We start from the raw sequence: 13,826 nt of genomic DNA on the forward strand, positions 1-13,826 counted from the left end.
TGTAAAGCCTTAGCGGTTTAGGAGGTCTTAGACGTTATAGGGCGCTTCCTGCGCGCCTCCCAAAAGCGATAAAACGCCAAGCCAATCGAGCCCACTGTCAGGGCGATAAAGAACCAAGTAATCGGGCCACGTACAAAAATTGATAGGTCATTGGAGCCGATTAAAAGGGAGCGGCGCAGGTTATCTTCAAACATCGGACCCAGGATAAAACCGATCAGAAAAGGAGCTGCTGGTATCGCCGCCCGATTGAAGATATATCCCAGCACACCGAAGGCCAACATCAACCCAACATCGAAGGTATCGTTATTGACCGCATAGGCGCCGTATACGCAAAACATCAGGACGATGGGAAACAGAATCGGCTTTGGAATATCAGCAATTAATGAGAAGTACTTAATTGCCACATTACCCACCACCAGCAAAATAACGGAGCTGAGCATGATGCCCATAAACAGCGCATAAATCAGCGATAGGTTCTCTTGGAACATCAGCGGGCCAGGCGTCAAACCATGCACCATAAAGGCGCCGAGGATAATCGCGGTAATCACATCACCAGGAATACCTAACGAGAGCAGAGGGATCATGGTAGCGCCCGCGACGCCATTATTGCCCGCCTCCGCGGCCGCAACACCCTCGACTTCACCTTTACCGAAATTAGCCTTATTAGGCGAGCGCCTACGCGCATCACTGTAAGAAATAAACGCCGCCGCGGTGGCGCCAGTACCCGGTATCGCGCCGATGATGACCCCAATTAAACTGCCCCGTACGATGCTCGACATGCAGCGCTTCAGTTCGGAAAACGCCAAGCCAGCACCACTGGCCTTAGCCTTAATATGCGGCACCGCTTTTTTGCGATAAAACTCAATAATCTCCGGTATGGCGAACAGGCCAATCAACAAAGGAATAAAGGAGATGCTATCCATTAAGTTGTAGCTGCCAAAGGTCAACCGCTGAGAGCCAAAGACATCGTCAAGCCCTACCATGGAAAGCAGAATGCCCAGCAAAGCCGCCATTAAGCCCTTAATCATCGAGCCACTGGCCAAGGAAATAATAATGGTCAGCGAGAAGCAGATCAGCCAGAAAAATTCTGGGGCGCCGAAATTAAGCGCGATCTTAGCCAGATAAGCGGCAAAGAAGATAAGCGCGATGTTGGAGATAAAATCGGCGATAACCGAAGAGTATAGCGCCGCCTTGAGGGCTTTCTTCGCATGCCCCTGCTGGGCCATGGGATAGCCGTCAAGCAGCGTACAGGCAGAAGCAGGAGAGCCTGGCGTGCGTATCAAGATCGCCGTAATCGAACCACCGTACATCCCCCCTTTGTAAATCCCCACCAGCAGCAAGATGGCGGCAATCGGCTGCATTGAGAAGGTGAAGGGTAGCGCTAATGCCACCGCCATTGTCGCGGTTAATCCTGGGATCGAACCCACCACCACACCGATGACAACCCCCACGGCGATCGCCAGGAAGTTCTCCAGGGTAAAGAATAGGTGTATGACTTCCGAAAAATTTTCCATAGCTCACCCAGTACGAGAATCAGTCAATCAGAGCCAAAACGGCATTATCGGAAGCGGTACATTCATCACTTCAACAAATAAGAATGTCACGACGATGGGAAACAGGAAGGCCAAGCTATACACCCACCATGTGCGCACAGGGTGGGCCACAAACAAGACGAGCGTTGCAAGGATGCCACAGAACACCGCGCCCATCGTTTCAAACAGGGCAACGTAGATCACTAACGCAACGACCATCATAAAGAAACGCCGCGGCGAGCCCTTTTCAATCGCTCGCTCATCTTCCTCGCGAGCACCTGTTACCAGTAAGCCTTGGAGGATGAGCAGAATGGAAAACAGCAAAATCAACCAACCCACGATCGTGGGCAGCCAGCGGGGCGACATCATCGGGTTTTGCAGAATGGGCGGCTCATTGATGTAGTTGGGTACCAGGTAAAAGACCAGCACAAGGGCAAATCCCAGCAGGACAACGCCTGCTATCACATCGCCGATGTCCTTTATCCTCACCCTGCGATGGGAATCCGATGTCGTCATCGCTGCCTTCTCCTAACAAATAAGAGAGGCGAGGACATAGCCCTCGCCTTAGCTTATTGGGGGTTACTGAACTTATTGACTGATACCAGCCTGCTCGGCAACCTCTTCCCAGCGCTGCAGGTCATCGGCGATAAACTGTTTGAACTCATCACCGGCCACTTGGCCCGGCTCAGCACCCAGCTGTTCGGCGAAATCCAGAAACTCTTCGCGCTCCATGACATTGGCTAGCGCTTCTCGCATTGTGCTCTGGGCCTCTTCAGGGAAGGAGCTGTGCGCAATCAGGCCGAACCAGGCAGTCGTGATAAACTGGTCGAGGTTATATTCACCGATTTCTGACAACGTCGGGACATCGGGAAGGTACTCGGAACGCTCGGCAGAAGTAACCGCCAGCGCACGTAGATCACCTGAACGTATGTGCGAGAGCACCGCTGGCATGTTCTCAAACGAAACATCCACATCGCCGCTCAGCAACGCAGGAAGCGCCGCGCCGCTACCCGCAAAAGGCACTGCCGTCATATTCGTTTCGGTCAGCGTTTTGAATAACTCACCCGACATATGAATGGAGCTACCTACGCCGCTGTGGCTGAAGGTCATGTTGTCTTCTTTCGCAGCTTCGATAAACTCAATAACATTCTCATAGGGGCTGTCTGCGGGCACCACCATGACATTGGGGATATCGATCATATTTTGTAGAAAGACAAAATCTTCAACGGGGTCATAGGCCAGGTCTGGGTAAATCGCGGCACCAATCGTGTGCCCTGGGGATGCCATCAGGATGGTGTGGTCAGCATCACGGCCACCGCGGGCCAGCCTGCCAGTGCCTACAGTGGAGCCCGCGCCCGGGCGATTTTCTACAATGACATTGGCATCGAGTTCTTGCTGAAGGAGATCAGCAACACGACGGGACAAGACGTCGGTAGTGCCACCCGGCGCATAAGGAACGACCAGGCGAATATCGCTAGTCGGCCACTCATTGGCGCTAGCGGAGGAAACAGTGAGACCGAGAGCCAAGGCGCTGCTGCAAACGGCGAGACAGGTTGCGGCAAAGATTTTTTTCATTTTAACTTCCTATTATTGCTTTGTTTTTATGTTCGCATTTCGTACATCTATTCGCGCTACATACAGCGAGATTACTCTTTTACTTTAGTCATAAAAAACACGACTTTAGTATAAACATCTAAAACTAAAGCATATTTAACTTAATAGGTTTATCAATAGACAGTATTCTAACTATCAGAAATGTTAACTCTTGTTGTGGAACGACAACTTATTTTGATAACTCGCCTAGAGTGCTATACACCGGCCTGTGGCAGCCGCATCGTAAATCGCCTCAACGACTCTTAGGTTTTGCAAACCATCGTGCACGCTGACCAAGGGCGTTGCTTCGCCGCGGATAACGGCGACAAAATGAGCGAGTTGGCAATCCAAAGGGTCATCGCGGCGAACATCGAGTGTCAGCTCATCAAACGGTTCCCACCATGAAGCAACTTGCTCCTCACAGTAGCGTTTGATGCGCAGCGTCGGTACCGACAATGACCCCTGAGTACCGGCCACCAGATAACACTCCTCATCGGGGTAATGCGCGTAGACAGGATCCTCACCGCTAGACTGCTCCCAGCTACGCGGCGTGGCCGCCGTATCGCTCAGTAAAAATGTGCCCAGCGCGCCGTTAGCAAACCGAAAGTTAATGGCCGCGGTATCTTCCACGGTGAACTGGCGCGTGGCCTGGGAGGTCATCGCCTGCACATGGGTGATATCGCCCAACAGTGAGCGCAGATTACCAATCTCATGGATTAGGTTGATCAACACAGGCCCACCTCCCGGCTCCCTGCGCCATGCAGCCTCGTCAAAATAGCTATCCGGCTTATAAAAAAGCGCGCTTCCCTGAATAGCGACCGGCTGCCCAATCACCCCTTCGGCAATGATGGCACGCGCTTTGGCTAAAATGGGGCTATGGGCCCGGTGATGACCGACTAAAAGAGGGACTGAGGAAGTGCTTGCCGCGTTCAACAGCCGCTCGCCTTCCGCCACGCTATGCGCCACGGGCTTTTCAATTAGCGCAGGCACACCTGCTTCTATGCACAGCAGGGCTTGTTCCACATGTAGCGCGTTGGGGGTTGCCAAAATCACCCCGTCTACTGTTTGCCGGGCAAAAAGCGTGGGTAGATCCTGGTGGTGCTCAACGGCCAACGTATTGGCAAGGGTTTGCGTTGCAGCCCCTGGGCCAACAATGGCGGTTAGCGCTACCTGGGCACTCTCCTGGATCAAGCCGATATGGCGACGACCGATAACACCCGCCCCCACCAAGGCTAGTCGAAGTCTGGTCATGACAACCTTCTCAACTATTAATGGATCACCCTAGGAGATGCTCGCCGCTTTCATGATCGCATCCAGCGCGGCCTGATAACCCTGTGTGCCCAGCCCGGCAATGACGCCATCGGCACGCAGCGATACATAGGAGTGGTGACGGAAGCTTTCGCGCTTGTGTACATTAGAGATATGCACTTCGATGACCTTACCCTCAAAGGCGTTAAGCGCATCCAGAATCGCTACTGACGTGTGGGTATAGGCAGCGGGATTGATAATAATTGCCTGGGTACCATCAAGCCGTGCCGCATGAATAGCATCAATCAGCGCGCCTTCGTGGTTGCTCTGCAGGCAGTTAAGCTCCCAGTCAGCCATGACGGCTTTTTCACGTAGCGCGTTATTGACGTCTTCAAGGGTCTCATAGCCATAAATTTCCGGCTGGCGGGTACCGAGCAGATTCAAATTAGGTCCGTGCAGCACTAATACTTTACCTTGGCTCATTCGTCAGTTTCCTTGAGTAGTTCGCGACGGTAGTGGGCAAATAGCGTGGTTGACTGCTGGTCAGCCGCCTCGCGTTTAGCTTCATCTTCACAGAACAGCTTAAAGGCGTCGACGCCCTGATACACAAACAGGCTAACCCCGCTAACCACCGCAGCGCCCGCTTGCTTTGCCGCGGAAATAAATTCAGTGACGGCGGGCACGTACACCGCATCAAAAATCCAGTGGTGCGCCTGCACCAGCTCTGCAGGCAGCGGGCAGCCGGGGCTTTTTTCGTGCCCAATCGGTGTACAGTTTACTAGCCCATCGCAGTGGGGCACGGTATCAGCCAGCTGCGCGGCGGTAATGGTCGATGCAGTGAAACCGTGTTGCTGTAGCTCCTTGGCCAGCTGGCGCGACTTGGCGTCATCCAGATCCATCAGGATTACCTCGCTTGCACCCAGTTGCCCCAGGCCAAAAGCAACGGCTTTGCCGACGCCGCCGGTGCCCATCAACAGTACGCGGCCCGGTTTGCGCTCACCTAAGGTGGCACGAAAGCCACTCATAAAGCCGGTAAAGTCTGTGTTCTCCGCGATGATTTCGCCGTTTTCAAACACCAATGTATTGGCAGCGCCGACCATTTTTGCGCCCGTGGATAGACGGGAGGCCAGCCCAACGGCGGTCTCTTTCCAGGGAAATGTCACATTAACTCCGCGATAGCCTGCGGCGATGACTTTATCTACCTGTTTTGCCAGTGACTTAATCGGTTGCTCGTTGGCATCAAACAGGTCGTAAGTAGTAAGTATGCCAGTGAGCTGCCCCAGCCGAACATGCAAGTCCGGTGAACTGGAGTTCATAATCGCTTTACCGATTAGGCCAAGTTTCATTGCTATCCTCCCGAGCAGTGCCGCTTTGCACCGCCGCATTGTTTTCGTTTTGTCTAATTAGCGCTGGGCGGCCTGAGCGGCCAGGCGAATGCCCGCGTTGGCAGCACCAAACTGCTGGTAGGCTCCACGCCGCTCAACGATTTCGAAGAAGAATCGGCCCGAGAACGTTTCGGTATAGGCGTGGAGAAAGTCGCCTTCGTCGTTGCGATCAAACAGAATATTGCGCTTACGCATTGCCTCTAACAGCTCCTCTTCCAGCCCGTAGCGTGCTTCAAGATCGTCGTAGTAATTCTGCGGAATTTTCAGCAGCGGCAAGCCGCGCGCTTGTAGCTCATCAACCGTGGCGAAGATATCGTGGCTTTCAAAGGCGATCTGCTGCACGCCACCGCGAAACTCGCTCAGAAAACGCCCTGGCTGGGTATCCTGGGCCTGTGAAACCGTCAACGGGATGCGAATACTCTGCTCTGGGCTAATCACCGCTTGGCTGATCATCATGCCCCTTGGGTCGATGATCTCGTTCTCTGCGGCCGCGTTAAATCCAAATACGGTGCGGTGAAAGAGCTGCCAACTGAGTAGCTGCGTAGCGGGCAGTACGTAAGAGAGGTGATCTACCCGGGTGAGACCGGCCTCATTGCGGCTCTCTTGGTCAAACAGTTCAAAATCGGTTCGCCACTGCAAGTCCTCAGCCGCTTGATCATCCACCAGGTAAACAAGGCTGCCTTCTATACCCCGCAGCGCTGAGATTTCCATCTCGCCTTCGCCCACCTGGCCACGGAATGTCTGTGCTTTAAATGCTTTTGCACGGGCAAGCCCGCGTTCAACATCATCAACACGGAAACCCACCGCACACACTGAGGTGCCGTGAAGCAGCCGGAAAGTATGGGCAAAGCTGTCCGTTTCAAAATTGAGCACCAGATGAATCTCACCCTGCTTCCAGAGCTCGACATTTTTGGAACGATGGCGGCCTACATGACGAAAGCCCAGTGCATCGATAAATTCGCCGAGCGGCGCGGCGCTCTCTTCGTCGAGGGTAAACTCTATAAAATGAATGCCGTTGTAGTTGGGCGCCGGGGGAATAGGGCTTGCCCAGGGGCCCTCCTCGATAAGGTTTTCGAGCAGAATGAGCGAACGAAGACCATCCAGGGCAGTGATTTCGGTTGGTGCGGCGCGAAAGGCGTCGCTAAAAATTTCCAGCGACAGCGGGCCGTCGTAACCGGTTTTGGCGAGTTCGGCCATGAAGGCTTTCAGCGGTAGGCGACCTTGGCCGGGAAAGCAGCGGAAGTGACGGCTCCACTGCAGTACATCCATATCCAGCAGCGGCGCATCTGCCACCTGGACGAAGAAGATCTTTTGTTTAGGGATTTTGCCGATGGCAGAGAGATCGTGACCACGCGATAGAATGTGAAAGCTGTCGAGCACAATGCCCAAATTAGGGTGATCGACGCGCCGCACGGCTTCCCACGTATCGCGGTAGTCAGAAATATGCCTCCCCCAGGCCAACGCTTCAAACCCCACCCGAATATTCCGCTTCGCTGCCAGCTCGGCAAGCTCGCGCAAATCGGCCACTACGCGATCCATATCATCCATGGCCTGAGGAGATACATTGCTACACACCAGCAGAAAATCAGTACCTAACTGCTCCATCAGTTCGAACTTACGCTCTGCACGCTTTAGATTGCGGCTGCGCTGCGGCTCCGGCATCGCCTCAAAATCGCGAAACGGTTGAAAGGCAACGATCTTCAGACCCAGGCGCTCACACAGCGCACGCACTTCCTGCGGCGAGCCATCAAAAGAGAGCAGGTCGTTTTCAAATATTTCTACGCCATCAAAACCGGCACGGGCAATGGCTTCCAGCTTAGTTCGCAGGTCTCCGCTTAAACAAACAGTGGCAATTGCGCGCATAGCATCCTCCCAGGTAGTGCTTTCAAGCGAATGAGCTCTAGCACCACGACTATTATGTGTCGCTATGGCTGAGCTAATGGCTTTCAGTATAGGTGACCATTGTTCGCATAGCGCTCTTTAGTTCGCATTATGCACGATAGGATAGGGGGTGTGGCAACCTGTTCCCTATACGACTAACACGACACCTATCAAAAACCGTTACTATATAGAGGTAATAGAGGTTTATTGTTATCAGAAACAATGGCTAATAAGCCCAAAGTTCTATTAACACCTGCTAAAACAGCATGTTTAGTACTGCCTTGTAACGGCCATCACGCAATATTAAACCTTGGTCTTATACGAAGGTTTGTTGATTGACAGCCGCCATAGCGATCACTAGTGTTCGCCTTAAGCACTTAAGTTCGTAAGGCGAACTAATATAATAACTCGTTGGAGGATAAGCATTATGACTAAGCCACTTTTCACCCAGTTGGCTATCGCTATCGGCTCTTTGGCAGTCGCGGGGGGCGCCCTCGCCGATTATCCTGACCGTAACATTCAAGGCACCATCCAGTGGGGAGCCGGGGGCGCCACCGACAACGTCGTACGCAGCCTGACGCCCCATGTTGAAGAGGTTCTGGATACCACTATTGTTCTAACCAACCGCCCTGGCGGTACCGGCGTTATTGGCATGAACCATGTTATGCGCCAGCGTCCTGACGGCTATAACCTCCTTTTTGGTGCGGAGAACCCCCAGCTATACCCGCTGATGGGCTTAGCCGATTTCACCTACGATGATATGTACCCTATCAATATTATCGGCCAAGGCCGGGTGGTCATTGCCACCCATCCTAATAGCCCATTCGATACTTTCGCGGAGCTGCTTGAGTACGCCCACGAGAACCCAGACGAGCTCAAAATGGGCGGAACCGGTGCCGGTGGCTTGCCCAGCACGATTCACGCAATGATCAACTCTGTTGACGATCTTAATGTTCGCACAGTGACCTTCGGTGGGGATGGACCTGGTGTTACGGCACTGCTGGGTGAACATATCGACTTTATGCCGCTAAGCCTTTCCGCTGTGGCCGAACAGATCCGCGCAGGCCGCCTGAAGGGCCTTGCCGTGCTGGGTAGCGAAGAGCTGGAAGACCTACCGGATGTTCCGCCGATCACCGATGCTATCCCAGAGCTTGATTCCTTCTTGCCTTGGGGCCCGTTCTGGGGCGTCTTTGTGCGTGAAGATACACCCGATGACGTAAAAGCCACTCTGGAAGATGCTTACGAGCAAGCCGTTGCTAGCGATGGTTTCCAAGAGTTCTTGGCCAATTTTGGTGGCGAATCGCTCAACCTCAACGGCGAAGAAGCGCAGCAATACTTGGATAACTGGCAGTCCGTCACAGCGTGGTCAATGTTCGAAGCGGATGCGGTCGAAAAATCCCCTGAAGAGTTAGGCATTCCACGCCCCTAACGCTATCTTCCTATGACTTAGGGGACAGGACTACCACCTGTCCCCTTGGAGTCTCTGTATGACTAAAATAAATGAGCGCGTTCAAGCGGGTGAAAAGGTATTTGACTGGCTGCTTCTGCTCTTTAGTGTCGGTGTTCTCTACGAGGCTTATCGTATCGATAATGGAGTGCAGCTGAATTCCGCTGGCTCATTTCCTGTCGGGCTCGCCTTGATAATGCTTGCCTCCTCAATAGCGATTCTTTTCAGCCATCGGCGCAAGCAGCGAGACCCACAAATCCGTAGTGCAGGCCAAGAGTTTAAAGTGTTTTTACATGAGCATTTTAAAACTCATATTGTGGTGTTCTCGATAGTATCGATGCTCTATTTAGTAGCTATCGTATGGACAAGCTTCTATGTAAGCACCTTTATCTTTTTAGCCGCTATGTTCATTTATTATCGGCAAGGAAAAATCATTAGTTCTTTAGTGATTGCTTCACTTGCCATTGCGGTAATTTATGTACTTTTCACGATAGTGTTTCGTGTCTATCTTCCTTGATTATGAACCCCGAGGCATCCAATGAGTGATACCTTCTCCTATCTGCTCATGGCTTGGCTTGATCCAGGTCTATTGGGCTTAACTGCCCTTGGCGTTATCGCCGGTATTTACATCGGTGCCATTCCCGGCCTCTCGGTTACAATGGCCGTCTCTATTCTGATTTCATTTACGTTTTCCTGGGACATTAATAACGCGCTAGCGCTGATGGTGGGTATTTATGTCGGCGGCGTTTACGGCGGTTCGCGCACGGCCATTCTGCTTAATATTCCTGGTGCTCCATCAGCGGTCACAACTGCTTTCGACGGTTACCCGTTAGCCCAGAAAGGTGAAGCGGGCAAAGCGATCGGTCTGAGCACCGTGATGTCGGTCATCGGTGGCTTGATTGGTGTGGCCGTACTCGCTGCCACGGCCCCGCACCTTGCCGATCTTGCTCTTAAATTTGCCCCCCGCGACTACTTTTTAATCGCCGTCATGGGTTTGCTATTGGTCAGCTCGCTATCGGGTAAATCGCTTGCACGCGGTATTTTCTCTGTCGCCCTGGGGGCCACCATTGGGTTGGTCGGCATGGACATGGTAACCGCCCAGCCACGCCTAACCATGGGCAGTATGGAACTGCTGGGCGGGATTCATTACGTGGTGGTCATGATTGGCCTGTTTGGTGTCGCGGAAGCGTTTTACCAGCTACATAATATGGCCAAAGTGCCCGTTAAACAGAACGTCGATAAGATCGTTCCGCCTCTTAATATGGTGCTCAAGTTTTTACCGCTTTCTTTACGCACGTCTATTATCGGCGTCGTGGTTGGCGCTCTCCCCGGTACTGGTGGAGATATTGCATCACTGTTTGCTTATGATCACGCCAAGCGCACCGTTAAAAACCCTGAAGTGCCTTTTGGTGAAGGCGCGTATGAAGGGCTTGTGGCACCTGAAACCGCCAATAACGCAGCAGTGGGTGGCGCTTACGTACCTATGCTTACCCTCGGCATGCCGGGTGACGCAGTCACCGCCGTTATTATCGGTGCACTAGTCATTCATGGCCTGAATCCAGGCCCAATGCTGATGATCGAAACACCCTATATCTTTTGGTTTACGGTCGGCAATTTAGCATTGGCCAATATATTCCTGCTCATCTTTGGACTCACCGGTATTAAGCTTTTTTCAAAAATTGTTGAAGTGCCTAAAGCCATTATGATCCCGCTGATATTGGTGCTGTGTGTGGTAGGTACCTACTCGCTTAACAGCAGCATGACAGAAGTTTATTGGATGCTAGGCTTTGGCATATTGGGCTACTGGCTGAAGATGTTTGGCTTTCAGATGGGCCCGATTATTCTCGGTGTCATTCTTGGCCCGCTGCTGGATGAATCTTACCGACAGGCTATGTCATCGGTCGGTGACAGCAGTACGGATTTCCTACTCGCGCTGGTAATCAACCCACTTTCATTAGTGCTTACCTCAGTGATTGTGCTGGTTTTACTAGGCAATACTCCCCTAAAAAGTTGGTTATATTCACGCTTCAAACGTAGCTAATGTTCGTGTAACGGCACTTGTCGCCTAGGTATAGTGCCGTTTTTTGCCTGGAACCTAGCCAGCGGAGTAGTTCCGTGAGTGATGACGATACGATTCCTTCTTATGCATTGGTGTTTGACTTCGATGGCGTTGTTCTCGATTCAGCAACCCTAAAACGCCAGGCGTTTGCTGACGTATACTGTCAAGCGCCGGAAGCTCAGTACCGCGCCATCGTGGCCTACCTTAGCAGACGCGGTGGTCAGCCTAGAGAGGTCAAGTTTCGCCATATTGAAGAACACATCCTGGGCAAGCGAGCCAGTGACGCACGTATTCAGGCGCTTTGTGAGCAATTTAAAGCCAGTGTCGAAGAGCACTTACTGACCGCACCGCCCATTCCCGGAGCGCTAGAATTTTTAAGCGATTGGCACCACCACCAGTGGCTATATTTGCTCTCTGCCACCCCCGAACAGGAACTCAAGGCCATTGTGGAGCAGCGCCAGTTGGCGCCTTACTTTAAAGAGGTGGTGGGAGCGCCCCCGGACAAAGCCACGGGCTTACGCAACTTACTCACCCGACACCAACTAGCAGTGAAAGCCACCGTTATGATTGGCGATTCGTATAATGACTATCGCGCCGCACGCTCAAACGGAACGCTTTTTGTCGGTGTTACAGCGAATCCCGCTCAATCTCCTTTCCCAGCCGATGTCATCACGATTAAAGATCTACGCACATTGGTTCAAGCGCTCAACCGTTTATAGCGCCGTACACGGCGAATATATTCGCCAACCAAAGTCGCGCATACATGTTCGCCATTCGAACAATATGCTATATTGATCTTTAAAATTTACGCCTATTCCGATGAGTGGACACCAATGGAAGAGCAGCTTCAGGATGAAATGTTAACCCCCGATGACCGCGACTTCGTGACAGCGCTGGCGAGTGGCCTGGAAGTGATTTTAGCATTTGATGAGGGCCACCCAAGGATGACGCTTAGCGAAGTGGCCGCACGCACAGGCATGAACCGGGCCAAGGCCCGACGCTTTCTGCTCACCCTGCATGCACTCGGCTATGTGCGCAAACAGCAGCGCTACTTTGAGCTAGCGCCGCGAGTACTGCAACTGGGTTACTCGTTTTTGTCCGCCAATAATTATCGCAGCGCTATTCAGCAGTATTTGGAAGAGATCACCAACGAATGCGGTGAGTCATCCTCATTGGGTGTACTTGATGGCGACGATGTCATTTATGTTGCGCGCTCAGCGGCGCGTCACCGCTTGATGGCCATTACTCTGTCCATAGGAACCCGTTTACCGGCCGCATACACCTCAATGGGGCGCGTTCTGCTAGCCCAGCTGTCAGAGGCTGAGTTGGATGCCTACTTAGAGCGAATAACCCTACAGCGCCATACGGATAAAACCTTTACCTCTAAAAGCGAACTAAAAAAGTGTATTCACAAGGCCCGCCAGCAAGGCTACGCCATTGCCGATCAAGAGCTGGATTCAGGCTTACGCTCGCTGGCGGTACCGGCGTTTGATGCGAATGGCAAACTGTTAGGGGCTATCAATATTAGTACCAATGCGGCACGTATCGATTTAGACACCCTGCTCAAAGAGTACTTGCCGCTGCTGCAATCAAAAGCGCGTCTTATCCGCACCACCATTAGCTGCTAACCCGCCAGTGCGCCAGCCTCTGCTCACCCACGGCATACTGGCGCCGCATCTATAGACGTTTTAGAGCCGCCATTCACGCTTAACGGGCAAGGCTCTTAACCTGTTACATTAGCGCTTGATCTTGTCGATGTAGGCTGGCACCCATGACGCTTCCTCTTTATCTAGGCTTGCCTATGTGGGCCAATCAAGACTGGCTGGGCAACCTTTATCCACGCCACGCCAAAACTGAGTTGCTAAGCGATTACGCGGCGGTGTTTTCCAGCGTTGAGGGCAACACTACCTTTTATAGCGGTACCCCAAAACCGGACACCATTGCTGCCTGGGCGCGCCAGGCACCATCCCACTTTCGCTTTTGTTTTAAATTACCTGCCAGCGTAACCCACGATCAACGGCTAACGCGGTTAGAGGAGGCCTGGGCATTTTTAGCGGCGCTAGAACCTCTGCACGACCGCCTTGGCCCAACCATGGTGCAACTACCACGAGATTTCGGCCCCCAAGAGCTTCCCCAGCTTGAAGCGCTACTTGCCGCTTGGCCTACCCATTTGCCTTGCGCGGTCGAGGTTCGCCATCCTGAGTTTTTCCACAAAGGGGCCGCCGAAATTGCCCTTAACCGCCTGTTGATAACTTATTCGGCCAACCGCGTGATGCTCGACGTGCGCCCGCTCTTCTCAACCCCGGCAAATGACCATTTGGGCTTGGCCCACGCCCAGCAAGAAAAGCCGAAACTCCCGCTACACGTGCTTTCCACGGCAAATTTTCCTGTCATTCGCTTTATTGGCCATATTGACAAAACAATTAATAACGACTACTTCACCGCCTGGAAAACCCGCCTAAAGCTGTGGATAAGTCAGGGGAAAACCCCTTTCTTATTTGTGCATACTGCGGATAACCGCGAGTCTCCCCACATGGCCCGCTTACTCTATAACGCACTAGGAGAAGTGACGCCATTACCCGCTCTTGGCCCCTTTGCGGGTGAAAAGCAAAGCCAACTGTTTTAACCCACCTTTTTAGGCCAGCTAACTGGCATGCTTGCGGTCGATCAGATAAATTGCG

Annotated in this window: 13 protein-coding genes; 6 read left to right on the forward strand and 7 right to left on the reverse strand. The window is 52.6% G+C overall.

Features of this window, described 5'->3' with window-relative positions:
• Positions 1-17 precede the first annotated feature (17 nt).
• The 7 genes from K7H09_RS07345 to K7H09_RS07375 form a co-directional block, all read right to left on the reverse strand.
• On the reverse strand, positions 18-1,514 hold the full coding sequence (locus K7H09_RS07345; RefSeq protein WP_022521135.1) for a tripartite tricarboxylate transporter permease: 1,497 nt from the start codon (positions 1,512-1,514) through the stop codon (positions 18-20).
• A 27-nt stretch (positions 1,515-1,541) separates the two neighbouring features.
• Entirely contained in the window at positions 1,542-2,048 is a 507-nt protein-coding gene (locus K7H09_RS07350) for a tripartite tricarboxylate transporter TctB family protein (protein WP_230804255.1), read from the reverse strand.
• A 72-nt stretch (positions 2,049-2,120) separates the two neighbouring features.
• The gene (locus K7H09_RS07355) at positions 2,121-3,107 is read right to left on the reverse strand and encodes a Bug family tripartite tricarboxylate transporter substrate binding protein (protein WP_022521133.1); all 987 of its coding nucleotides are present in this window, start codon (positions 3,105-3,107) and stop codon (positions 2,121-2,123) included.
• 225 nt (positions 3,108-3,332) lie between these two features.
• On the reverse strand, positions 3,333-4,376 hold the full coding sequence (locus K7H09_RS07360) for a Gfo/Idh/MocA family protein (protein WP_230804257.1): 1,044 nt from the start codon (positions 4,374-4,376) through the stop codon (positions 3,333-3,335).
• A gap of 30 nt (positions 4,377-4,406) precedes the next feature.
• Positions 4,407-4,856, reverse strand: a complete 450-nt coding sequence (gene aroQ, locus K7H09_RS07365; protein WP_027958712.1) for a type II 3-dehydroquinate dehydratase — start codon at positions 4,854-4,856, stop codon at positions 4,407-4,409.
• Positions 4,853-5,719 (reverse strand): shikimate dehydrogenase family protein, encoded by an 867-nt coding sequence (locus K7H09_RS07370; protein ID WP_230804259.1) that lies wholly within the window; start codon positions 5,717-5,719, stop codon positions 4,853-4,855. Before K7H09_RS07370 ends, aroQ begins: the two co-directional genes overlap by 4 nt.
• Before the next feature lie 57 nt (positions 5,720-5,776).
• On the reverse strand, positions 5,777-7,621 hold the full coding sequence (locus K7H09_RS07375; RefSeq protein ID WP_230804261.1) for a bifunctional sugar phosphate isomerase/epimerase/4-hydroxyphenylpyruvate dioxygenase family protein: 1,845 nt from the start codon (positions 7,619-7,621) through the stop codon (positions 5,777-5,779).
• Between the two features lie 445 nt (positions 7,622-8,066).
• Here K7H09_RS07375 and K7H09_RS07380 point away from each other — a divergent pair, with 445 nt between their 5' ends.
• The 6 genes from K7H09_RS07380 (at position 8,067) to K7H09_RS07405 (ending at position 13,771) form a co-directional block, all read left to right on the forward strand.
• Entirely contained in the window at positions 8,067-9,068 is a 1,002-nt protein-coding gene (locus K7H09_RS07380; RefSeq protein WP_022521127.1) for a tripartite tricarboxylate transporter substrate binding protein, read from the forward strand.
• A gap of 58 nt (positions 9,069-9,126) precedes the next feature.
• Positions 9,127-9,603 carry a tripartite tricarboxylate transporter TctB family protein gene (locus tag K7H09_RS07385; protein WP_230804263.1) on the forward strand — a complete coding sequence of 159 codons (477 nt, stop codon included), beginning with the start codon at positions 9,127-9,129 and terminating at the stop codon, positions 9,601-9,603.
• Positions 9,604-9,624: 21 nt separating this feature from the next.
• Positions 9,625-11,127, forward strand: a complete 1,503-nt coding sequence (locus K7H09_RS07390) for a tripartite tricarboxylate transporter permease (protein WP_022521125.1) — start codon at positions 9,625-9,627, stop codon at positions 11,125-11,127.
• 74 nt (positions 11,128-11,201) lie between these two features.
• Positions 11,202-11,864, forward strand: coding sequence for an HAD family hydrolase (locus K7H09_RS07395; protein ID WP_022521124.1), 663 nt, complete (start codon positions 11,202-11,204; stop codon positions 11,862-11,864).
• A gap of 114 nt (positions 11,865-11,978) precedes the next feature.
• The gene (locus K7H09_RS07400; protein WP_022521123.1) at positions 11,979-12,773 is read left to right on the forward strand and encodes an IclR family transcriptional regulator domain-containing protein; all 795 of its coding nucleotides are present in this window, start codon (positions 11,979-11,981) and stop codon (positions 12,771-12,773) included.
• Between the two features lie 143 nt (positions 12,774-12,916).
• The gene (locus K7H09_RS07405; protein ID WP_230804265.1) at positions 12,917-13,771 is read left to right on the forward strand and encodes a DUF72 domain-containing protein; all 855 of its coding nucleotides are present in this window, start codon (positions 12,917-12,919) and stop codon (positions 13,769-13,771) included.
• Positions 13,772-13,826: the final 55 nt, after the last annotated feature.

This window comes from Halomonas sp. IOP_14, from assembly GCF_021021315.1.
GTDB lineage: Bacteria > Pseudomonadota > Gammaproteobacteria > Pseudomonadales > Halomonadaceae > Vreelandella > Vreelandella titanicae.